Raw genomic sequence first — 22116 nt, forward strand, 5'->3', positions numbered from 1 at the left:
GGGCGGGGAGTCACCCGGACGCGCCCGCGTGCGCCGTGATTTCAATCTGATTTCGGGGGAAGTCGAAGGGCAACCGTTTCCCATGGGCAGACGTCAAGTTGGGGAGGGGAAGGGCATGATGTTCCTCTCGCGCGCCGTCCGGCCCTTCTGATGGCGTACAAAGTGCATCCGCCCGGTTGCCCCACCCTTTCGTACCACCCCTAGACTGAGTGTCCAGCAGGTGGCTACACGCTCGAAAGGCGCCCCCGTGTCCATCGGCAACTCTTCCGACGGCAATTCCCCCGACGCCAACGCCCCCGACGACCGCGTCCCCGATCCCGGTGCTCCCGACGGCAACTCCCCTGAGGACGAACGGCCTTCGATCGGCCGGACGCTCCAGCAGGCCCGTATCGCCGCGCACCGTACGGTGGAGGAGCTGAGCGGCTCCACCCGGGTGCGCGTCCCCATCGTGCACGCGATCGAGGAGGACGACTTCTCGCGCTGCGGTGGCGACGTATACGCCCGCGGCCACATCCGGATGCTCGCGCGCGAGGTCGGACTCGACCCCCAGCCCCTCATCGAGCAGTTCGACGCCGAGCGCGGCGGACGCCCCGCGCCCACACCCGCGGCGCCGATGTTCGAGGCGGAGCGGATCCGGCCGGAGCGCCGCCGCCCCAACTGGACCGCCGCCATGGTCGCCGCGATCGTCGCGGTGGTCGGTTTCGTCGGCTTCACGGCGCTGAACGGTGCGGAGAAGGGCTCGAAGACCAATGAGGTCGCCGAGGGCTCGACGCCCGACAGCGGCACCAAGCCTTCTCCCACCAAGAAGACCGAGACCAAGCCGGAGCCCTCCGAAAGCGCCATCGCCGCCGCACCCCGGGACAAGGTGACGGTGAAACTGTCGGCCATAGACGACAAGAGCTGGATCTCCGCCAAGGCGCACAACGGCAAACTCCTTTTCGACGGAATCCTTCTCAAGGGTGATTCCAAGACCTTCCAGGACGACGAGCAGATCGACCTGATCCTCGGCAACGCCGGGGCGATCGAGCTCTTCGTGAACGGCAAGAAGGTCGCGGACGAGTTCGAGCCCGGCCAGGTCGAGCGGCTCTCGTACACGCAGGGTGACCCCGAGGTCGGCTGACCAACCCTGCACGGCAGGGGCGGGGCCGGGACAAAGTACTCTTGGGCCCATGCCCGAACGCCGTACCGTCGCCCTTGTCACGCTTGGCTGCGCCCGTAACGAGGTGGACTCGGAGGAGCTCGCAGGCCGCTTGGCGGCGGATGGCTGGGAGCTCGTCCAGGACGCCTCAGGGGCGGATGTCGCCGTCGTCAACACCTGTGGATTCGTCGAAGCCGCCAAGAAGGACTCCGTCGACGCCCTGCTGGAAGCCAACGATCTCAAGGATCAGGGCAGAACCCAGGCCGTCGTCGCCGTCGGCTGTATGGCCGAGCGGTACGGCAAGGAACTCGCCGAGGCCCTGCCCGAGGCGGACGGAGTCCTCGGCTTCGACGACTACGCCGACATCTCGGACCGCCTCCAGACCATCCTCAGCGGCGGCGTCCACGCCTCCCACACCCCCCGCGACCGCCGGAAGCTGCTGCCGCTCAGCCCCGTCGAGCGGCAGGGCGCCGGGGTCGCGCTCCCCGGTCACGCACAGGACCGCGAGGAGATCGCGCCGGCCCCCGCGGACCTGCCCGAGGGCGTCGCACCGGCCTCCGGGCCGCGGGCGCCCCTGCGCAGACGTCTCGACACCAGCCCCGTCGCCTCCGTCAAGCTCGCCTCCGGCTGCGACCGCCGCTGCTCCTTCTGCGCCATCCCTTCGTTCCGCGGCTCCTTCGTCTCGCGCCGCCCCTCCGACGTGCTCGGCGAGACGCGCTGGCTGGCCGAGCAGGGCGTCAAGGAGGTCATGCTCGTCTCCGAGAACAACACGTCGTACGGCAAGGACCTCGGCGACATCCGGCTGCTGGAGACCCTGCTGCCGGAGCTGGCGGCGGTGGACGGCATCGAGCGGGTACGGGTCAGCTACCTCCAGCCCGCCGAGATGCGGCCGGGCCTGATCGACGTCCTGACCTCGACGCCCAAGGTCGCCCCCTACTTCGACCTGTCCTTCCAGCACTCCGCGCCCGGTGTGCTGCGCGCGATGCGCCGCTTCGGGGACACGGACCGCTTCCTGGAACTGCTGGAGACCATCCGCGGCAAGGCGCCGCAGGCCGGGGTGCGCTCCAACTTCATCGTCGGCTTCCCCGGGGAGAGCGAGGCCGACTTCGCCGAGCTGGAACGCTTCCTCAACGGGGCGCGCCTCGATGCCATCGGCGTCTTCGGCTACTCGGACGAGGACGGCACGGAGGCCGCCACGTACGAGAACAAACTGGACGAGGACGTCGTCGCCGAGCGGCTGGCGCACCTCTCCCGGCTGGCCGAGGAGCTGACCGCCCAGCGGGCCGAGGAGCGGCTCGGCGAGAGCCTCCAGGTGCTCGTCGAGTCGGTCGACGAGACGGGCGACGGCGACGAGCCGGCCGTCGGCCGCGCGGCCCACCAGGCGCCGGAGACGGACGGCCAGGTGATCTTCACCTCGCGCGAGGGGCTGCGCCCCGGCCGTATGGTCGAGGCGAAGGTGGTCGGGACCGAAGGTGTGGACCTGGTCGCCGAGTGCTACGAGCTTCCGGGGGACGGCATCCGGATCCCGGGTGAGGAGGCGGCCAGATGACCGGAGTCCCGGCGTCCGCGGCGGGCGGTACCGGCGCGAAGCCGGCGCCCGGCGCCAAGCTGGCGGCGGTGGTGGTCAATCAGGCCAGTCTGTGGAACATCGCCAATATCCTCACCATGGTGCGGCTGGTGCTCGTGCCCGCTTTCGTGTATCTGCTGCTCCAGGACGGCGGGTACGACCCCGTCTGGCGCGCGTGGGCGTGGGCCGCCTTCGCCGTGGCGATGATCACGGACATCTTCGACGGCCACCTGGCCCGTACGTACAACCTGGTCACCGACTTCGGGAAGATCGCCGACCCGATCGCGGACAAGGCGATCATGGGCGCCGCGCTGCTCTGTCTCTCCGCGCTGGGGGATCTGCCCTGGTGGGTGACGGGCATCATCCTCTTCCGGGAGCTGGGCATCACGCTGATGCGGTTCTGGGTGATCAGGCACGGGGTGATCCCGGCCAGCCGCGGCGGCAAGATGAAGACGCTGGCCCAAGGGGTGGCCGTGGGGATGTACGTCCTCGCGCTGACCGGGCCGCTGGCCACGCTGCGGTTCTGGGTGATGACGGTGGCGGTGCTCCTGACGGTGCTCACGGGGCTCGACTACGTACGGCAGGCGGTCGTACTGCGCCGCCAGGGACTGGCGGCGGAGCGCGCCGAGGCGGAGTCCGCTCGGTGAGTGAAGCGGGGGCCGGGGCGGGGAGTGGTCCGGTGACCGGGACCGCGGCCCGCGCCGCGCGGGTTCTGGAGCTGCTGGTCGCCGGCGGCGGGACGCTGGCCGTGGCGGAGTCCCTGACCGGCGGTCTGGTGGCCGCGGAGCTGACCGGGGTCCCCGGAGCCTCCCGGGCCTTCCGCGGGGCCCTGACGGCCTACGCGACGGATCTCAAGCGGGACGTCCTGGGCGTGGACTCCGCCCTTCTCGACGAGCGGGGCGCCGTGGACCCCGAGGTCGCGCGCCAGATGGCGGCCGGGGTACGGCGGGTCCTGGGCGCCGACTGGGGCGTCGCGACCACCGGGGTGGCGGGCCCGGACCCGCAGGACGGGCAGCCGGTCGGCACGGTGTATGTGGCGGTCGCGGGACCGGAAGGTGTGGGGAAAGTGGCCGCGCTGCGGTTGAACGGCGACCGGGCGGACATCCGTAAAGAGAGTGTACGGAGCGTACTGGGACTGCTCCTCGGCGAACTCTCCGGGAACGGGCGGGCACAGGATACGGAAGAGAACGGGGGGATTTGATGTTTACAGCCCTGAGTGAACACGACATCGCTCCCCGCACGGCCGCCGCGCGAGGCGGTACGGTGGGGCGTGAAGGATGCGGCTACGCGGTCCGAGGAGGGAGCCACCGATGATTCTGCTCCGTCGCCTGCTGGGTGACGTGCTGCGTCGGCAGCGCCAGCGCCAGGGCCGTACTCTGCGCGAAGTCTCCTCGTCCGCCCGAGTCTCGCTCGGCTATCTTTCCGAGGTTGAGCGGGGGCAGAAGGAGGCTTCCTCCGAGCTGCTCTCCGCGATCTGCGACGCGCTGGACGTACGGATGTCCGAGCTCATGCGCGAAGTGAGCGACGAACTGTCGTTGGCGGAGCTGGCCGCGTCGGCGGCGGCGAGCGAGCCGGTGCCCGCAGCAGTACGACCCATGCTCAATTCCGTCTCCGTGACGTCGGTGGCCGGTGTGCCGACGGAGCGGGTGACGATCAAGGCACCCGCGGAGGTGGCGGACGTCGTCGCCGCCTGAGGGTGCGGCTTTGAGGCTGTGACCGGGCCCCGGTCGGTAGCGATACAGGCCGGGGCTTCGGTGTGTCCGGGGTGTCCTGCGGGTCCTGCGGGGGAGGGTCTCCGATTCGGTGACGGCCCGGGGCTGTGATGTGGGGACATCTCTGGCTCGAATGACCGTTTTGTCGCACCTGTGTCATGGTGGACACGGAGCCGGACAGGGCTGGTGAGGCCGGTCGGGCCGGTGGAATCGACGGAACACTGGAGGGCCCGTATGTCTGTCGTGAAGAGTTCCCTGCCCGAGGAGGACCTGAAGCTGGTCGGCGAGGCGCTGCAGGGCGCGCTCGTGGATCTGGTGGACCTCTCGCTGGTCGCGAAGCAGGTGCACTGGAACATCGTCGGGCCGCGCTTCCGCTCCGTCCATCTCCAGCTCGACGAAGTCGTGACCACGGCGCGGCAGCATTCGGACACGGTCGCCGAGCGCGCCTCCGCGATCGGTGTGACCCCGGACGGGCGGGCCGCGACGGTGGCGGGGACCAGCGCGATCGGCCCGGTTCCCAACGGCTGGATCAAGGACGGGGACGCGGTGCGGACCCTCGTGGACGCGCTCGGCGCGGTGGTCACGCGGATGCGTGAGCGCGTCGGGGTGACGGACAAGCCGGATCCGGTGACGCAGGACATTCTGATCCAGGTCACGGCCGATCTTGAGAAGCACGCCTGGATGTTCCAGGCGGAGAGCGCGTAAGGCGCGGCGCACGGCGCGCGTGTGCCACCGATGCGCCCGGGCCGGCGGGCCAACAGGGACCGGCGGGCCGTCAGGGAGTGGGGCCGGACTGGCAGCGGGGGCACCAGTAGGCGGGACGTCCGTCCTGGTCGGCTGTACGGATCGGGGCGGCGCAGCGGGGGCAGGGCCGGTGGGCGCGGCCGTACACGGACAGCTCCCTGCGGTGGCCCGGGCGCTCCCGGTTGGCTTCGAGCAGTCTCTTGGCCGCCGTCACCAGGCGCTCGGGCGAGGGGAGTTCCCCCACCGGAAGCCACGGTGTCGCGCGCACGAGGAAGCAGGTCTCGGACTTGAAGATGTTGCCCACCCCGGCGAGATTGCGCTGGTCGAGCAGGGCTTCTCCGACGGGGCGGGCGGGGTCGGCGAGAAGACGCCGCAGCGCGACGGCGGGGTCCCAGTCGGGGCCGAGCAGATCGGGTCCCAGATGGCCGACCACCCGTTCCTCGTCGTGGGTACGGAGGAGTTCCAGGACGGGCAGCCGGTACCCGACGGCGGTCTGTCCGGCGGTGCCGAGGATCGCCCGTATCTGATGTGCCGCACCGCCGCGCCAGCGCTCGCCCGGGGCGTAGACCTGCCATGCGCCGTCCATCCGCAGATGCGAGTGGAGGGTGAGCCCGCCCTCGATCCGGGTGAGCAGGTGTTTTCCGCGCGGTGTGACGTCGAGGACGGTCCTGCCGGTGAGATCGGCGGTCGCGTAGCGGGGGACGCGCAGGTCGGAGCGGGTCAGCAGCTGTCCGGCCAGAGCCCTGTGGAGGCGCTGGGCGGTCTGCAGGACGGTGTCTCCTTCGGGCATGTCTTCCATGATGCGCTTCGGTGTGGCTGCGGGCGTGCGGGTGCGGTGCGGGCCGGGCGTGGTTCCCGGTGCCTGCGGGGGCCGGGTGTCTGGTCAGGCGCGCAGGCGCAGGCCCCTGGGGGTGGCGTGGAAGCCCGCCGACTCCAGGGTCCGGCCCAGCGGTGAGGTGAGCGCGGGTATGCCGTTGGCCCGCTCGACCGTGACCGTACCGAGCGTGCCCGCGCGGGCGGCGTCCGCGAGCGCCCCCGCGGCGGCCGGCAGCGCGGGGTCCGCCGGGTCCGTGGTCCAGGCCAGCAGGGTCTTTCCGCCGCGCTCCAGGTAGAGGGTCAGCTCGCCGTCTACCAGGACGACCAGGGAGCCGGCCTTGCGCCCCGGTTTGTGGCCCGCGCCGTCCGGCGGCTCCGGCCAGGGCAGCGCGGCTCCGTAGGCATTGGCGGGATCGGCCGCCGCGAGCACGACTGCGCGGGGCGCGGGCTGCCCGGCGGCGCGGTCGCGGGCCGTCGCCGCGGCCCGTAGCCGGTCCACCGCACCGTCCATCGCGAACTGGGCGGCGCCCAGGCCCTCCACGACATAGCCGCGGCGGGCCTGGCCGCTGTCCTCGAAGGCCGACAGCACGCGGTACGTGGCGGAGAAGCCGCCCGCCACGCCCTCGGCCGCGACCGCACCGCGGGTCACCACGCCGTGACGGTCGAGGAGGGTGCGGGCCAGCGCGTGGGCGCGGTGCGTCGGGTCGGGTTCCTGGTCGGGAAGGAGCGACCATCGCCCGCTCACGGTCGGCGGGCCCGTACGGGAGGCGGGTCTGGCGGCGGCCGTCAGAGTGCCGTACCGCCCCCGGGGCACCGGGCGGCGGGCGCGGTGGGCCGTGGAGCCCGCCGTACGGCCGGAGCCGAGCAGTGAGCGCAGCGGGGCCAGGGTGTCGTTGGTGAGCCGCCCCGACCAGGCCAGGTCCCAGAGGGCGTCGGCCAGTTGGGGATCGGTCGCCTCGGGGTGGGTGGTCGCGCGCACCTGGTCGGCGATCTGCCGGAAGAACAGCCCGTAACCGCCGGAGAGGGTGGTCAGCACCGAGGCGTGCAGGGCGGTCTGCTCCAGCGGGTGCGGGGCGGGGAGCAGCAGCGGCGCGGCGTCGGCGAGATAGAGCGACACCCAGCCGTCCTTGCCGGGCAGGGCGCCGGCGCCGGCCCACAGGACCTCGCCCGTGGTGGTCAGCTCGTCCAGCAGCGCCGGGGTGTAGCCGGCGACCCGGGACGGCAGGATCAGCTTCTCCAGCGCGGAGGCGGGGACGGGGGCGCCCTGCAACTGCTCGACGGCGCGGGCGAGTCCGTCGATGCCGCGCAGGCTGTCGCCGCTCATATGCTGCCACTGGGGGAGGAACGTGGCGAGCGCGGCGGGCGCGACCGGCTCCAGCTCCTGGCGCAGCGCGGCCAGCGAGCGGCGGCGCAGCCGGCGGAGCACCGTGGCGTCGCACCACTCCTGGCCGATGCCGGACGGATGGAATTCGCCCTGGACGACCCGGGCGCTCGCGGCGAGCCGCTGGAGCGCGCCGTCCGTGACCGCCGTCCCCAGACCGAAGCGCCCGGCCGCCGAGGACGAGGTGAACGGGCCGTGCGTACGGGCGTGCCGGGCGAGCAGGTCGCCGAGTGGATCCTTGACCGGTTCGGTGAACGCCTCCGGTACCCCGACCGGCAGTGCCGTGCCCAGGGCGTCCCGCAGCCGGCCGGCGTCCTCGACCGCCGCCCAGTGGTCCGCCCCGGCGATACGGACCTTGATGGCGCGGCGCGCGGCGGCCAGCTCCTCCGCCCAGGACGGCCGTGCGCCGCGCTCGGCCAACTCGCCGTCGGTGAGCGGGCCGAGGACCCGCAGCAGGTCGGCGACGCCCTCGGCGTCCTTGACACGCCGGTCCTCCGTCAGCCACTGAAGCTCCCGCTCCAGCTCCGTCAGGACCTCGGGGTCGAGCAGCTCCCGCAGCTCGGCCTGGCCCAGCAGCTCGGCGAGCAGCCGCGAGTCCAGCGACAGCGCGGCGGCGCGCCGCTCGGCGAGGGGCGAGTCGCCCTCGTACAGGAACTGGGCGACGTACCCGAAGAGCAACGACCGGGCGAAGGGCGAGGGTTCGGGGGTGGTGACCTCGACGAGCCGGACCCTGCGGGATTCGAGGTCGCCCATGAGTTCGGTGAGGCCGGGGACGTCGAAGACGTCCTGAAGGCACTCGCGCACCGCCTCCAGCACGATGGGGAACGAACCGAACTCGCTCGCGACCTGGAGCAGTTGCGCGGCGCGCTGCCGCTGCTGCCACAGGGGGGTGCGTCGGCCGGGGCTGCGGCGCGGCAGCAGCAGCGCCCGCGCGGCGCACTCCCGGAACCGGGAGGCGAACAGGGCGGAGCCGCCGACCTGTTCGGTCACGATCCCGCGGATCTCGCCCGGATCGAAGGCGACGTCCGCGGCGCCCAGCGGGGCCTGTTCGCCGTCGAAGGCGGTGCCGAGGCGGTCCGGTTCGTCACTGTCCTCGACGTCCAGGAGGTCCAGGCCCATCAGATCGGCGTCCGGCAGCCGCAGCACGATGCCGTCGTCGGCGTGCATGACCTGCGCGTCCATGCCGTACCGCTCGGAGAGCCGGGCCCCGAGCGCCAGCGCCCACGGGGCGTGCACCTGCGCGCCGAACGGAGAGTGGATCACCACCCGCCAGTCGCCGAGCTCGTCACGGAACCGCTCGACCAGGATCGTCCGGTCGTCGGGGACATGTCCGCAGGCGCGGCGCTGCTCGTCCAGGTACGAGAGGAGATTGCCGGCCGCCCAGTCGTCCAGGCCCGCCGTCATCAGGCGCAGCCGCGCGTCGTCCTCCGGGAGCGAGCCGACCTCGCGCAGGAAGGCGCCCACCGCGCGGCCCAGCTCCAGCGGGCGGCCGAGCTGGTCGCCCTTCCAGAAGGGCAGCCGTCCCGGGGCGCCGGGGGCCGGGGTGACCAGGACCCGGTCGCGGGTGATGTCCTCGATCCGCCATGAGGTCGTTCCCAGGGTGAAGACATCGCCCACCCGGGACTCGTACACCATCTCCTCGTCCAGCTCACCGACCCGGCCACCGCCCTTCTTCGGGTCCGCTCCGACGAGGAAGACCCCGAAGAGGCCGCGGTCGGGGATCGTGCCACCGGAGGTGACGGCGAGGCGCTGCGCGCCCGGACGGCCCGTGACCGTACCCGCGACGCGGTCCCACACGACGCGGGGCCGCAGCTCCGCGAAGGCGTCGGAGGGGTAGCGTCCGGCGAGCATGTCCAGCACGGCGTGGAACGCGGAATCGGGCAGGGCGGCGAACGGCGCGGCCCTGCGGACCACGGCGAGCAGATCGTCCACCTGCCGGGTGTCCAGCGCGACCATGGCGACGAGCTGCTGCGCCAGCACGTCCAGCGGGTTGGCGGGCACGCGCAGCGCCTCGATGGACCCGCCGCGCATCCGCTCCGTGACCACGGCGGCCTGCACCAGATCGCCGCGGTACTTCGGGAAGACGACGCCGGTGGAGACCGCGCCCACCTGATGGCCGGCCCGGCCCACCCGCTGGAGTCCGGAGGCGACCGAGGGCGGCGACTCGACCTGGACGACCAGGTCCACCGCGCCCATGTCGATACCCAGCTCCAGGCTGGAGGTGGCCACGACGGCGGGCAGCCGACCCGCCTTGAGGTCCTCCTCGACCTGGGAGCGCTGCTCCTTGGAGACCGAGCCGTGGTGCGCCCGGGCCAGCAGAGGAGGAGCGCCCTTCGCCGCGCCCGACTGGGCCATCACCTCGGCCGGTGCGTGCTCCTCGGGCATCGTCCGCCCCGTCGCGCGTTCGTACGCGATCTCGTTGAGCCGGTTGCACAGCCGCTCGGCCAGCCGCCGGGAGTTGGCGAACACGATCGTGGAGCGGTGGGCCTGGACGAGATCGGCGATCCGCTCCTCCACATGCGGCCAGATCGACGGCTTCTCCCCGCCGTCCGTCTCCGACGCGGGGGAGCCGCCCAGCTCACCCAGGTCCTCGACAGGGACGACGACGGAGAGGTCGAACTCCTTGCCGGAGGGCGGCTGGACGATCTCCACCCTGCGCTGCGGCGACAGGTAGCGGGCCACTTCCTCCACCGGGCGGACCGTCGCGGACAGGCCGATGCGCCGGGCCGGGCGCGGCAGCAGTTCGTCGAGCCGCTCCAGGGAGAGGGCGAGATGGGCCCCGCGCTTCGTCCCCGCCACGGCGTGCACCTCGTCCAGGATCACCGTCTCGACACCGGCCAGCGCGTCGCGCGCGGAGGACGTGAGCATCAGGAACAGCGACTCGGGAGTGGTGATCAGGATGTCCGGCGGCCGTGTCGCCATCGACCGGCGGTCGGCGGGCGGAGTGTCGCCCGAGCGGATACCGACCCGCACCTGCGGCTCGGGCAGCCCGCGCCGTACGGACTCCTGCCGGATCCCCGTGAGCGGGCTGCGCAGATTGCGCTCCACGTCAACGGCGAGCGCCTTCAGCGGTGACACATAAAGCACCCGGCAGCGCTTCTTCGCCTCGGCGGGCGGCGGCGCCGAGGCGAGCTGGTCCAGCGCGGCGAGGAACGCGGCCAGGGTCTTGCCGGACCCGGTAGGCGCCACCACCAGCACGTCCGCGCCCTCCTGGATGGCGCGCCAGGCCCCCTCCTGTGCCGCGGTGGGCGCGGAGAATGCCCCCGTGAACCAGCCGCGGGTCGCGGGGGAGAAGGAGTCGAGCGCGGTACGTGCCATGCCCCCCATCGTGCACCCGCCCACTGACAATCGCCCGGACCTGGGAGAACGGCCCCGGACTCGCGGCTGCCGGCCCGCTGACCGCGTGGCGCGGGGTCGGGGTGGATACGAGGAGCGAGGCGCCGCAGACGCGAGGCGCACACATGTACAAGACCTGAGGGCCCCGTCCCGCGTAGCGTGCGCGACGTGGAAGAACAGACAGCGTCCGCTTCCGCGGACATACCGGCCGGCATACCGGTGGACGGTCCTGGGGAAAGCACTCCGCGACCCGGCCCCGAACCCGTACCCGACTCCGCCGTGGTGCGCGACGCCCTCGGCGTCGGCATCGCCGTCGGGCTCTCGGGCTTCGCCTTCGGCGTCACCTCGGCGGGCGCCGGGCTCACGGTGGCGCAGAGCTGCGCGCTCAGCCTGCTGGTCTTCACCGGCGCCTCGCAGTTCGCGCTCGTCGGCGCCCTCGCGGCCGGCGGGAACCCGCTCACCGCCACGGCGGGCGCGTTTTTCCTGGGGGTACGGAACGCCTTCTACGGCCTCAGGCTCTCCCAGTTGCTGCGGCTGCCGGGCCCCGTACGCCCGTTCGCCGCGCAGTGGGTGATCGACGAGACGACCGCCGTCGCGCTCGCCCAACCGACCCGGCGCGCCGCCAGGATCGGCTTCACGGTGACCGGGCTCACGCTCTACGTGCTGTGGAACCTGACCACTCTGGCCGGGGCGCTGGGCGCGGAGGCCCTCGGCGACACCGACGCGTGGGGGCTCGACGCCGCGGGCCCCGCCGTCTTCCTCGCGCTGCTCGCGCCGATGCTCCGCACCACGACGGAGCGGGCCACCGCGGGCCTCGCCGTCGTGCTGGGGCTGGGGCTGCTGCCGGTGCTGCCCGGCGGGGTGCCGGTACTCGTCGCGGCGCTCGCCGCACCGGCCGTGCTCTGGCTCCAGGGCCGTCGGCTCGGGGCCCGCCGGAATTCCGATGGAGCGGAGGACTGGGAACACGCGGAGGACTCAGAACACGCGAAGGGCACAGGTCCCGCGAAGGGCACAGGTTCCGCGAAGGGCACGGGTTCCGCGAAGGGCACGGGACGCACGAGGGGAACGGACCGTTGACCGTCTGGATCGCGATCGGCGCGACCGCCGTCGGCTGCTACCTCGTCAAGCTGCTCGGACTGCTCGTCCCCGCCGGTGCGCTGGAGCGCCCGCTCGTCCAGCGGCTGTCCGCCCTGCTCCCCGTCGCCCTGCTCGCCGCGCTCACCGCGCAGCAGACCTTCAGTGCGAACGGCGCGCTCGCCCTGGACGCCCGGGGCGCGGGGGTCGCGGCGGCGGCCCTCGCGCTGGTGCTGCGCGCCCCGTTCCTGGTGGTCGTCGGCGCCGCGGTGGTGGTTACGGCGCTCGTACGGGCGGTGGCCGCCTGACTGTTCCGGCCTCGGGCCGGACCGCACTCCCGGGGGCGGGATACTGAGGGCATGCGGCTGACGATTTTCTGGGAGCGTATGGCGGACCACTTCGGCGCCGCCTACGCCGAATCCTTCGCCCGTGATCATGTGATGGCCGAACTGGGCGGCCGTACGGTGCACGAGGCGCTCGAAGCGGGCTGGGAGACCAAGGACGTCTGGCGCGCGGTCTGCGACGCCATGGGTGTTCCGGCAGAGAAGCGCTGACGCGCCGTCCGCCGGACCGGAACGGGATCCGCCGGCGGGATTCGGCTCCGGGGGCCGGTCCGGGATCCGTACGGGACGCGTACGGGACCCCGCGGAAGTCCGGACCGCGGGGTCGGATGTCACAGCCGTAGTCCAGACTTACTCCGTGGCACCGAACGACAACACCGCATCGGACGCAGAACCGCCGATCCCTCCGCCGGCCTCCCCGCCGGAGACCCCGCACGCCGCGTCCCCCGGGACGCCCGCGGGGGCCCTTCCGCGCCCGGACGCCGGGGGTGAGCGCGACGACCGTATGCCCCGCTGGCTGCCGCGTGCCATGGTCCTCGCGCTGGGCCTCATCGCCTGCTTCCAACTCGGCAACTGGGCGTTCCATCAGCTCATCGGGCTGCTGATCAATGTGCTGATCGCCTTTTTCCTGGCGCTGGCCGTGGAGCCGGCTGTCAGCCGCATGGCGGACCGCGGAATGCGGCGCGGACTCGCCACGTTCCTCGTCTTCTTCGCGGTGCTGGTGGCGAGCGCCGGTTTCGTGGTGATGCTCGGCTCCATACTGGCGGGCCAGATCATCGACATCGTCGACTCCTTCCCCCAGTACCTCGACTCGGTGATCAACTGGATCAACCTGACGTTCCACACCGAGCTGTCCCGGGTCGCCGTCCAGGACAGCCTGTTGCACTCCGACTGGCTCCAGAGGTACGTGCAGAACAGCGCGAGTGGCGTCCTGGACATCTCCGCCACTGTGCTGGGCGGACTGTTCAGGCTCCTGACGATCTTCCTTTTCTCCTTCTACTTCGCCGCCGACGGGCCCCGGCTGCGCCGCGCGCTCTGCTCCGTCCTGCCGCCCGCCCGGCAGGCCGAGGTGCTGCGCGCCTGGGAGATCGCGGTGGTGAAGACCGGCGGCTATCTCTACTCGCGCGGACTGATGGCCCTCATATCGGGTGTCGCGCACTACATCCTGCTGGAGATCCTCGGCGTTCCGTACGCGCCGGCCCTCGCGATGTGGGTGGGACTGGTCTCCCAGTTCATCCCGACCATCGGCACCTACCTGGCGGGCGCCCTGCCCATGCTGATCGCCTTCACCGTGGACCCCTGGTACGCGCTGTGGGTCCTCGGTTTCGTCGTCATCTACCAGCAGTTCGAGAACTACATGCTCCAGCCCAAGCTCACCGCCCGGTCCGTGGACATCCACCCGGCGGTCGCCTTCGGCTCGGTCATCGCGGGTACGGCGCTGCTGGGCGCCGTCGGCGCGCTGATCGCGATCCCCGCCATCGCGACGCTGCAGGCGTTTCTCGGCGCGTACGTGAAGCGGTACGACGTGATGGACACCCCGCGGGTGGGTGGCCGGCCGCGACGTCCCGGCTCCCCGCTGCTGGGGCAGATACGGCGGGTGCTGCGGATGGACGGGAACGACACCGGCCGTACGCGGGCGTAGGAGCCGGCCGGCCTCGGTGACGTTCCAGCTCCACCCTCGACAGGATGCGGCCGAGCGGCTTCGGCAGCCACCAGGCGGCGCCTCCCCCGGCCGCGCTCCGCACCACGATCTGCGCGGTCGCGTCGGCCTGGACCGAGTCGTGTCGCTCCAACACGCTCCGGGCGCGCTGCGAGTCCGTTCCCGGCAGCGCGAAGTCGTTGTGGAGTGCCACGGCGAGGTCGGTCTCCCGTACGGACAGCCATAGGCGGCGGGCGGGGGCGGTGAGCACCATGCGAGGAAGGGATAGGTGGGGTCCGTCACGTGTCGCTTGACATCAAAATCGAACATCCATTCTTATGGAAGGGCTGCCGGTGTTTCCCCGGTCCGGTCGGCGGAGTGTGTGGTGGCGTGGTTGCAGGGGGCGTCGGCCGGCGGGTGGTCCGGCCGGGTTGTCCGCAGTTGTCCACAGGCGGGGAGGCGCCGGGGGCGCGTTGTCAGTGGCAGGGGATAGCGTCGTTGACGTGAAGCGATCGACTCAAGCAAATCGGGTGGAACCCATGGCAGGAACCGACCGCGAGAAGGCGCTCGACGCCGCTCTCGCACAAATTGAACGACAATTCGGCAAGGGCGCAGTGATGCGCATGGGCGACCGGCCGAACGACCCCATCGAGGTCATCCCCACCGGATCGACCGCGCTCGACGTCGCGCTCGGCGTCGGCGGCCTGCCGCGCGGCCGTGTGGTGGAGGTGTACGGCCCCGAGTCCTCCGGTAAGACGACGCTGACGCTGCACGCCGTGGCGAACGCGCAGCGGATGGGTGGCGCGGTGGCCTTCGTGGACGCCGAGCACGCCCTCGACCCGGAGTACGCGAGGAAGCTCGGCGTCGACGTCGACAATCTGCTCCTCTCCCAGCCGGACAACGGTGAGCAGGCCCTCGAGATCGTGGACATGCTGGTCCGCTCCGGCGCGCTCGACCTCATCGTCATCGACTCCGTCGCCGCGCTGGTGCCCCGCGCGGAGATCGAGGGCGAGATGGGCGACTCGCACGTCGGACTCCAGGCGCGGCTGATGAGCCAAGCGCTTCGGAAGATCACCAGTGCGCTCAACCAGTCCAAGACCACCGCGATCTTCATCAACCAGCTCCGCGAGAAGATCGGCGTGATGTTCGGCTCGCCGGAGACCACGACCGGTGGCCGGGCACTCAAGTTCTACGCGTCGGTCCGGCTCGACATCCGCCGTATCGAGACCCTGAAGGACGGCACCGAGGCCGTCGGCAACCGCACCCGGGTCAAGGTCGTCAAGAACAAGGTCTCACCGCCCTTCAAGCAGGCCGAGTTCGACATCCTCTACGGCCAGGGCATCAGCCGCGAGGGCGGTCTGATCGACATGGGCGTGGAGCACGGCTTCGTCCGCAAGGCCGGTGCCTGGTACACGTACGAGGGCGACCAGCTCGGCCAGGGCAAGGAGAACTCCCGCAACTTCCTCAAGGACAACCCCGATCTCGCCAATGAGATCGAGAAGAAGATCCTGGAGAAGCTCGGGGTCGGGGTCCAGCCGCAGGCGCCTACGGCCGAGCCCGGAGCGGACGCCGCGGGCGCACCCGCCTCCGGTGCCGAGCCGGTGAAGCCGGCCACCGCCACTGCATCCAAGGCCAAGTCGGCCAAGTCGGCAGCGGCCAAGAGTTAGCTCCTGCCGTGCCTTACGCGAAGAGGCGACGGACCGAAAAGCCGGGCGGCAGCTCCGACTCGTCGAGGGCCGAGCAGGAGCTGTCGCCCCAGGACCCGGCCGAGCGGGCGCGGGCGATCTGTCTGCGCCTGCTCACCGGCACGCCCCGTACACGCAAACAGCTCGCGGACGCCCTGGAGAAGCGGGAGATCCCGGAGGAGATCGCGGAGGAGGTGCTCTCCCGCTTCGAGGACGTGGGACTGATCAACGACGCGGCGTTCGCGGACGCCTGGGTTGAGTCGCGGCACCACGGCCGCGGCCTGGCCCGGCGCGCCCTCGCGCGGGAGCTGCGAACGAAGGGCGTGGAGTCCGCGCTGATCGACGAGGCGGTCGGGCAGCTCGACTCCGAGCGGGAGGAGGAGACCGCCCGCGAGCTGGTCGCCCGCAAGCTCCGCGCCACCCGTGGCCTGGAGCGGGACAGACGGGTGCGCCGGCTCGCGGGGATGCTGGCGCGCAAGGGGTATCCGGAGGGCATGGCGCTCCGGGTGGTCAAACGGGCGCTGGAGGAGGAGGGCGAGGACACCGAGGGGCTGGAGGAGGGCGTCCATTGAGGGGCGGTCTCCGGGCCAGGACCTGGACACACAGACTCGGACCCGAACTCGGGACCGGCACACGGACCTGGGACCGGCCCCCGACTCAGGCGGGCATGAGACCGGAGACGGACACGAGGCCCGGGCCCCGGATCGGGGGCCGGACCTGGACACGGGCGCGGGCACGGACCGTGGGCCGGGCCGGTACACGGACCTGGGATCGGCCCGGACTGTGGGCCGGACCGTTTACGGACCTGGGACCGGCCCCGGACTCAGGGCCCGGACCGGGGGCGGAGCTGGGCTCAAGGGCCCGGACGGAACCGGGGGCCGGAGCCGGGGGTTACGGCCGGTCTGCCGCCGTAGCCGGTCCGGCTTCGTACGGAAGGGATCAGCGCAGCGCGCGTACGGTCACCGTGTGACGGGCAGCCCCTCGGCCTTCCACGCCTGGAAGCCTCCGACGAGGTCGGTCGCGCGGTGCAGTCCCAACTGGCGCAGGGACACCGCCGCCAGGCTCGACGCGTACCCCTCGTTGCAGACGACCACGACCCGCAGCTCATGGCTGGTCGCCTCCGGGGCCCGGTGGCTGCCCCGTGGGTCGAGCCGCCACTCCAGCTCGTTGCGCTCCACGACCAGTGCTCCCGGGATCAGTCCGTCGCGCTCGCGCAGCGCCGCGTAACGGATGTCCACCAGCAGCGCGCCGTCCGCCGCGGCCTCGAACGCCTCCCTGGGCTCCAGTCGGTCCAGGTCCGCACGGACCTTTTCCAGCAGCTCGTCTATGCCCGCCGGCTCGTCGCCCGCATGCTCGTCGGTCCCCCGCTCGCCGCCCGGCCGCTCATCGGTCTCTCGCACGCTCACTGCCACTCCTCGGGACGCTCGACCTGTTCGAGACGGAGCACCTGCCCGGTGCGGCTGTAGCGCCGCATCAGCGGCAGCGGCGGGTAGTACGCGTGGACGGACACGGCATGCGCGGTCCCGGACTCGTTGCGCACCTCGTGGACATGGTGCCTGCCGAACGCCCGGCCCTCGCCCGCCGTCAGCTGCCGCTCGCGGTCCACGTCCTCGGCCAGCTCCAGGGTCTTCCACCCCTCGGTGGGCAGCCGCGCCGCCAGCGAGTCCTCCTTGAGCGTGCCCGCCGCCGTGGCGAACGCGCCGTGCGAGCCACCGTGGTCGTGCCAGCCGGTGCCCGTGCCGGGCGGCCAGCCGATCAGCCACGCCTCGCTGCCCCCGGGCCCCTCCAGCCTGATCCACGTACGCCCCTCGGGGTCGAGCGGCAGGGAGTCGATAAGCGCGCGGTCGGCGGCGGCGCCGCGGACGAAGTCCAGCAGCTCGGCGGGGGTGGGACCGGCCGCCGGGCCGGACACGACGGCCCCGGCGGCGGGTGCGGAGGTGGGTACGGGAACAAGAGACACGGTGACCGTCCTGAGAGGTTCGCGGGGGTACGCCGCCGTGGCGCGGAGCGGAAGGGGCGAATCAACAGGACGGGCGACACACGCAGCCCGCATAGCGGACCAGGTCCATATGGACCCTCCGCCACAGGCGCACATCGGTGTCAGTCACGATTCGGAGTACACCATGTGAGCCCGCGGCGGTCAATTGATGTTCGCGGTGCGGTCAGGAGTTACCGGAGCGTTCGGCTTCGGAACGGTGTGCGCCGTCGGTTGATCGGCGCCGCTCGGAGCCTGGGCGCCGCCCGACGGACTGCCGGCCCCCGGACCCCCGGCACTCCCGGAAGCCGCGTCCGGCGCACCGCCGCGCGCTGCGTCCGCCGCCGCGTAGAGGTCCCCCGGCCGTACCCCGCCGAAGGCCGTCACGAGGTGCCCGTCCGGCCGCACCAGCAGCACACTGTGCGCGGAGGCCCCCGGATATGCCTCCGTGACCAGCAGCTCAGCCCGTACCGGCAGGGCCGACACGGCCTCGGCCAGTCGCGGCATCACTCCCGCCGTCAGCCAGTGCCGCCGGTCCCAGACCCCGGTGCCCGGGGCAACCAGCACCACCAGCAGCCGGCCCTGCCCCAGCCGCTCGCCGAGGCGGGTGGTCGTGCCGTCCGGCGCCGTCACCCGCACGTCGTCGACCTGGGCGCCGGGGGGCGTGCCCACCGCCGTCTGCGTCTCGGTGCGCGGGGGCGTGAGGGGGGAGTGCGGATAGGAGGGCGGCGCGCCCAGCGGACCGTGCCCGAGGTGCCCGTCGGCGAGCAGGGTGTCGTGCCCGCGGGTCGCCCCCGGCATGTACGTACGCAGCCCGCCGCCGCCCCGCAGTATCGGCAGCGACTGGTCGGCCGCTCGTAGCCGCGCGGCCACGGCGGTGCGGCGCTCGGCCTGGTAGCTGTCCAGGAGGGTCTCCGAAGCCCCGTGGTGCCAGTCCTCGCCGAGCTTCCAGGCGAGATTGCCGATGTCGCGGAGCCCCTCGTCGAGCCCCTGCGTGCCGACGGCGCCCAGCAGATGCGCGGCGTCCCCGGCGAGAAAGGCCCGGCCCGCGCGCCAGCGTCGGGCGAGCCGGTGGTGCAAGGTGTAGACGCCCGTGTCGAGCAGTTCGTACGGCGGCGTCTCACCGCACCAGCCGGCCAGGGTGTCCCGTAAACGCGACACCAGCGCGTCGGGCGTCACCAAGTCGCCGCGGGCCGGCAGCAGCCAGTCGAGCCGCCACACGCCGCCCCCGAGCGGCCTGGCGGAGACCTCCTCGCCGCCGCCCGGCCACGGTGGCCTGCGGTGCAGCAGTGCCTCGTCCGGCCACGGCAGCTCCGCGCGGATCGCGGCGACGGCGTGCCGCTCCACCGCCGTACGACCCGGGAAGCGGATGCCGAGCAGCTTGCGGACCGTGGAGCGGGCGCCGTCGCACCCCACGAGGTGGCTGCCTCGCCACCAGGTCGCGCCGGGGCCGCGGGTGTGCGCGGTGATCCCGTGGCCGTCCTGCTCCAGGGCGTCGAGCCGGCTGCCGGGGACCACCCGGATCAGGCCCTCCTCGGCGATGGAGGCGCGCAGTCCGCGCGTCAGGGCATGCTGCGGGATGTGCAGGGGGGCCGGGGAGCCGTCATCGGTCCGGCCGAGCGGGAGTTCCCGCATGAGCTGCTTGCGCCGCATCAGACGCCAGCCGGCCCAGCGCGCTCCCTCGTCACCGAGGGTGGTGCAGCCGAGCCGGGCCAGCAGCGCGACGGTGTCCGGCCGCAGTACGGCGGTCCGCGCGGGGCGCGGATCGTCCGTGCTGGTGCCCTCGTCCAGCACGACGGAGGGGACACCCTGCACGGCGAGGGCCAGCGAGAGCGCGAGCCCGACCGGGCCCGCGCCCACGACGATCACCGGGTCCACGGCGCGCCCCTTCGGGCCCGTGCGGTCATACGGTCAGGGGCGGCGGCAGGAGCCCGGTGTGTGATCACAGAACGTATGCAACCTACTGGGGGTGCTCGCGTCAAGCGACGGGCGGGGCGGCGCGTACACCCCCCGCCCCGCCCGCCTCATCAGGCAGAGTTGTTGCCGCCGTCCATGGTGTGCCCCGGGCCGTAGGCCAGATGAGGTTCCCCGGCCCCGAGGACCTCTCCGGTGCTCTTCTTGCCGCGCCGCAGCCGCCGCTCCAGCCAGCCGGCGAAAGCGGTGAGCGCGGAGTTCAGCGCGATGTAGATCAGAGCGATGACGACGAGCGCGGCGATGGTGTTCGCGCCGTAGTTGGCGGTGATCGAACGGTTCTGCGCGAGCAGTTCGGAGAAGCCGAGCATCGCGCCGCCCAGCGCCGTGTCCTTGACGACCACCACGAGCTGGCTGACCAGAGCCGGCAGCATCGCGGTCACGGCCTGCGGCAGCAGGACGAACGACATGGTCTGGCCCTTGCGCATCCCGATCGCCTTCGCGGCGTCGGTCTGCCCGTTCGGCAGGGTGAGGATGCCGGCCCGGAGGATCTCGGCGATGACCGAGGCGTTGTAGAGCACCAGACCCGTCACCACGGCGTACAGCGGCCTCAGGTCCGAGGAGACATTGCTGAACTGTACGTACAGCGCGGAGGCGAACACCATCATGAGCAGGACCGGGATGGAGCGGAAGAACTCCACCACCACGCCGACCGGAACCCGGATCCACACGTGGTCGGAGAGGCGCCCGATGCCGAGCAGCGCGCCGAACGGCAGGGCGATCACGATGGAGAGGGTCGCAGCCTTGATGGTCTCCCAGAGGCCAGGCAGCAGATACGTCGTCCAGACCGCGGAGTCCGTGACGAACGGGCTCCATTTCTCCGAGGCGAGCTGCTCCTTCTCGGCCATGGCGGCCAGTACCCACCAGGCGACGAGCGCGAAGACCACCAGGAACACGACCGTGTAGAGGATGTTGCGCCGCTTGGCGCGGGCCCCCGGGGCGTCGTACAGGACGGACGTGCCACTCATCGCTTCACCGCCACGCGCTTGCTGACCCAGCCCAGAATCAGGCCGGTCGGGAGGGTGAGAACGACGAAGCCGAAGGCGAACACCGCGAAGACGGTGAAGAGCGCGCTGGTCTCGTTCTCGATCATTGTCTTCATCAGCGCCGACGCTTCCGCGACCCCGATGGCCGCGGCGACCGTCGTGTTCTTCGTCAGCGCGATCAGCACGTTGGCCAGCGGCGCCACCACGGAGCGGAACGCCTGGGGCAGCACGATCAGCGTCAGCACCTGGAAAAAGCTCAGCCCCAGCGCGCGGGCGGCCTCCGCCTGCCCGACGGGCACGGTGTTGATGCCGGAGCGCAGGGACTCGCAGACGAAGGTGCCGGTGTAGGCGACCAGGCCCAGTACGGCGAGCCGGAAGCCGATGGACTTGAAGTCCTCGCCGCCGAGCGTGATCTGGAGGGTCTGGCCGAGCGCCAGCGAACAGCCCACGAGTACCACGGTCAACGGGGTGTTGCGCACGAAGTTGACGTAGGTGGTGCCGAAGGTACGCATGAGCGGTACGGGACTGACACGCATCCCGGCCAGCAGCGTTCCCCATATCAGGGAACCCACTGCGGAATAGAGGGTGAGCTGCACCGTCACCCAGAAGGCGCCGAGCAGGTCGTACTGCCCGGAATCAAGAAAGTCGAACACGATGCCCCGCGCTCTCCCCTGGTTTGCTGGTCGGTACGCGCCGCCGGCCCGGCCGGCGGCGCGTCACTGCTTCTCTCAGCTCGTCGCGTCGATCTTCGGGGCGGGCTCGTTCTTGTAGTTGGCCGGACCGAAGTTGTCCTTCACGGCCTTCTCCCAGGAACCGTCCGACTCCATCTTGGTGATCGCGTCGTTGATCTTCTTCTGGAGTTCGGTGTCGCCCTTCTTGAGGCCGATGCCGTAGGGCTCGTCGCTGAGCTTGAGGCTCAGGAGCTTGAACTTGCCCTGGTGCTCCTGCTGCGAGGCGTACCCCGCGAGAATGGAGTCGTCCGTGGTCAGGGCGTCAACAGCCTTGTTCTCCAGGCCGGTCAGGCACTCGGAGTAGCCGCCGAACTCCTGGAGGTCCGCCTTGGGGGCCAGCTTCTCCTTGACGTTCTGCGCCGAGGTGGAACCGGTGACGGAGCAGAGCTTCTTGGAGTTCAGGTCCGCGGCCTTGGTGATGGAACTGTCGTCCGCGCGGACCAGCAGGTCCTGGTGGGCGAGGAAGTAGGGGCCGGCGAAGTCGACCTTCTTCTTGCGCTCGTCGTTGATCGTGTAGCTCGCGGCGACGAACTTCACGTCGCCGTTGGAGATCAGGTTCTCGCGCTCGGCGCTGGGCGCCTCTTTCCAGACGATGTTCTTGGCGTCGTAGCCCAGTTCCTTGGCGACGTACGTGGCGACGTCGACGTCGAAGCCCGCGTACGTGCCGTCCGGCTTCTTCAGGCCGAGGCCGGGCTGGTCGAACTTGATACCGATGGTGATCTTGTCGCCGCCGCCGGAACCGCTGCCGCCCTCGTTGCTCTCGCCGCCGCAGGCGGTGGCGGTCAGGGAGAGGACCAGGGCGGCGGCCGCGGCCGCGCTTGCCTTGTGGAGCTTCATGCGTGAACTTCCCTCGGGTGAGACGTGAACGAATCAGGTTCTGCGGAACGCGGTGGTGCCCGTAGAGCCATAAGCCGTAGAGCCGTAAGCCGTGGCGTACGTAGAGCTGTAAGCCGTCAAGCGGAGTCGGTGGCGCTGATCAGCGGGTCGGCGGATCAGCTGATGGGTGGATCAGTGGATCCA

General features: G+C 71.7%; 20 protein-coding genes and 1 pseudogene. 12 read left to right on the plus strand and 9 right to left on the minus strand.

Annotation, left to right across the window (positions count from 1 at the left end):
- The first annotated feature begins 361 nt into the window (after nucleotides 1-361).
- From ACFXKG_RS38940 to ACFXKG_RS38965, 6 genes are all read left to right on the plus strand, one after another.
- On the plus strand, nucleotides 362-1120 hold the full coding sequence (locus ACFXKG_RS38940; protein WP_384849687.1) for a helix-turn-helix domain-containing protein: 759 nt from the start codon (nucleotides 362-364) through the stop codon (nucleotides 1118-1120).
- A gap of 49 nt (nucleotides 1121-1169) precedes the next feature.
- Nucleotides 1170-2687, plus strand: coding sequence for a 30S ribosomal protein S12 methylthiotransferase RimO (rimO, locus tag ACFXKG_RS38945; protein ID WP_384849630.1), 1518 nt, complete (start codon nucleotides 1170-1172; stop codon nucleotides 2685-2687).
- On the plus strand, nucleotides 2684-3352 hold the full coding sequence (gene pgsA, locus ACFXKG_RS38950; RefSeq protein ID WP_382893634.1) for a CDP-diacylglycerol--glycerol-3-phosphate 3-phosphatidyltransferase: 669 nt from the start codon (nucleotides 2684-2686) through the stop codon (nucleotides 3350-3352). Before rimO ends, pgsA begins: the two co-directional genes overlap by 4 nt.
- 32 nt (nucleotides 3353-3384) lie before the next feature.
- Nucleotides 3385-3906 (plus strand): CinA family protein, encoded by a 522-nt coding sequence (locus tag ACFXKG_RS38955; RefSeq protein ID WP_384849633.1) that lies wholly within the window; start codon nucleotides 3385-3387, stop codon nucleotides 3904-3906.
- A gap of 109 nt (nucleotides 3907-4015) precedes the next feature.
- Entirely contained in the window at nucleotides 4016-4399 is a 384-nt protein-coding gene (locus ACFXKG_RS38960) for a helix-turn-helix transcriptional regulator (protein WP_365817698.1), read from the plus strand.
- A 252-nt stretch (nucleotides 4400-4651) separates the two neighbouring features.
- Nucleotides 4652-5122 carry a Dps family protein gene (locus ACFXKG_RS38965; RefSeq protein ID WP_384849636.1) on the plus strand — a complete coding sequence of 157 codons (471 nt, stop codon included), beginning with the start codon at nucleotides 4652-4654 and terminating at the stop codon, nucleotides 5120-5122.
- 70 nt (nucleotides 5123-5192) lie between these two features.
- Here the strand turns inward: ACFXKG_RS38965 and ACFXKG_RS38970 are convergent, their stop codons facing one another.
- Together ACFXKG_RS38970 and ACFXKG_RS38975 are read right to left on the minus strand one after the other, a co-directional pair.
- Nucleotides 5193-5951 (minus strand): Fpg/Nei family DNA glycosylase, encoded by a 759-nt coding sequence (locus ACFXKG_RS38970; protein ID WP_384849639.1) that lies wholly within the window; start codon nucleotides 5949-5951, stop codon nucleotides 5193-5195.
- A 93-nt stretch (nucleotides 5952-6044) separates the two neighbouring features.
- Entirely contained in the window at nucleotides 6045-10676 is a 4632-nt protein-coding gene (locus tag ACFXKG_RS38975; RefSeq protein WP_384849642.1) for an ATP-dependent helicase, read from the minus strand.
- Nucleotides 10677-10907: 231 nt separating this feature from the next.
- Between ACFXKG_RS38975 and ACFXKG_RS38980 the strand changes: the two genes are divergently transcribed.
- The 6 genes and pseudogenes from ACFXKG_RS38980 to recX all read left to right on the plus strand — a co-directional run.
- On the plus strand, nucleotides 10908-11771 hold the full coding sequence (locus tag ACFXKG_RS38980) for an AzlC family ABC transporter permease (protein ID WP_384849690.1): 864 nt from the start codon (nucleotides 10908-10910) through the stop codon (nucleotides 11769-11771).
- The gene (locus tag ACFXKG_RS38985; protein WP_384849645.1) at nucleotides 11768-12076 is read left to right on the plus strand and encodes an AzlD domain-containing protein; all 309 of its coding nucleotides are present in this window, start codon (nucleotides 11768-11770) and stop codon (nucleotides 12074-12076) included. Before ACFXKG_RS38980 ends, ACFXKG_RS38985 begins: the two co-directional genes overlap by 4 nt.
- 51 nt (nucleotides 12077-12127) lie before the next feature.
- Nucleotides 12128-12322: a DUF3046 domain-containing protein gene (locus ACFXKG_RS38990; protein ID WP_384849647.1), complete on the plus strand. Its 195-nt coding sequence runs from the start codon at nucleotides 12128-12130 to the stop codon at nucleotides 12320-12322.
- Nucleotides 12323-12467: 145 nt separating this feature from the next.
- Nucleotides 12468-13751, plus strand: a complete 1284-nt coding sequence (locus tag ACFXKG_RS38995) for an AI-2E family transporter (RefSeq protein WP_384849650.1) — start codon at nucleotides 12468-12470, stop codon at nucleotides 13749-13751.
- A gap of 536 nt (nucleotides 13752-14287) precedes the next feature.
- Nucleotides 14288-15415, plus strand: coding sequence for a recombinase RecA (recA, locus tag ACFXKG_RS39000; RefSeq protein WP_384849653.1), 1128 nt, complete (start codon nucleotides 14288-14290; stop codon nucleotides 15413-15415).
- Nucleotides 15334-16005: pseudogene (gene recX / locus ACFXKG_RS39005) on the plus strand (recombination regulator RecX); the annotation flags it as partial. The gene recA and the pseudogene recX, both read left to right, overlap by 82 nt.
- Before the next feature lie 387 nt (nucleotides 16006-16392).
- Here recX and ACFXKG_RS39010 read toward each other — a convergent pair.
- From ACFXKG_RS39010 to ACFXKG_RS39040, 7 genes are all read right to left on the minus strand, one after another.
- Entirely contained in the window at nucleotides 16393-16833 is a 441-nt protein-coding gene (locus tag ACFXKG_RS39010; RefSeq protein ID WP_384849656.1) for a rhodanese-like domain-containing protein, read from the minus strand.
- Between the two features lie 2 nt (nucleotides 16834-16835).
- Complete coding sequence (locus tag ACFXKG_RS39015) at nucleotides 16836-17393, minus strand: cysteine dioxygenase (protein WP_384849659.1); 558 nt, start codon at nucleotides 17391-17393, stop codon at nucleotides 16836-16838.
- A gap of 61 nt (nucleotides 17394-17454) precedes the next feature.
- On the minus strand, nucleotides 17455-17541 hold the full coding sequence (locus ACFXKG_RS39020) for a putative leader peptide (protein ID WP_311605579.1): 87 nt from the start codon (nucleotides 17539-17541) through the stop codon (nucleotides 17455-17457).
- Nucleotides 17542-17573: 32 nt separating this feature from the next.
- Nucleotides 17574-19286 carry an FAD-dependent monooxygenase gene (locus ACFXKG_RS39025; RefSeq protein WP_384849662.1) on the minus strand — a complete coding sequence of 571 codons (1713 nt, stop codon included), beginning with the start codon at nucleotides 19284-19286 and terminating at the stop codon, nucleotides 17574-17576.
- Between the two features lie 149 nt (nucleotides 19287-19435).
- A complete protein-coding gene (locus ACFXKG_RS39030; protein ID WP_384849665.1) occupies nucleotides 19436-20347 on the minus strand; it encodes an amino acid ABC transporter permease in 912 nt (303 codons plus the stop codon).
- Nucleotides 20344-21018 (minus strand): amino acid ABC transporter permease, encoded by a 675-nt coding sequence (locus ACFXKG_RS39035; protein WP_384849668.1) that lies wholly within the window; start codon nucleotides 21016-21018, stop codon nucleotides 20344-20346. Before ACFXKG_RS39035 ends, ACFXKG_RS39030 begins: the two co-directional genes overlap by 4 nt.
- 75 nt (nucleotides 21019-21093) lie before the next feature.
- The gene (locus ACFXKG_RS39040; RefSeq protein ID WP_384849671.1) at nucleotides 21094-21933 is read right to left on the minus strand and encodes a glutamate ABC transporter substrate-binding protein; all 840 of its coding nucleotides are present in this window, start codon (nucleotides 21931-21933) and stop codon (nucleotides 21094-21096) included.
- Nucleotides 21934-22116: the final 183 nt, after the last annotated feature.

The organism is Streptomyces sp. NPDC059255, from assembly GCF_042752355.1.
GTDB lineage: Bacteria > Actinomycetota > Actinomycetes > Streptomycetales > Streptomycetaceae > Streptomyces.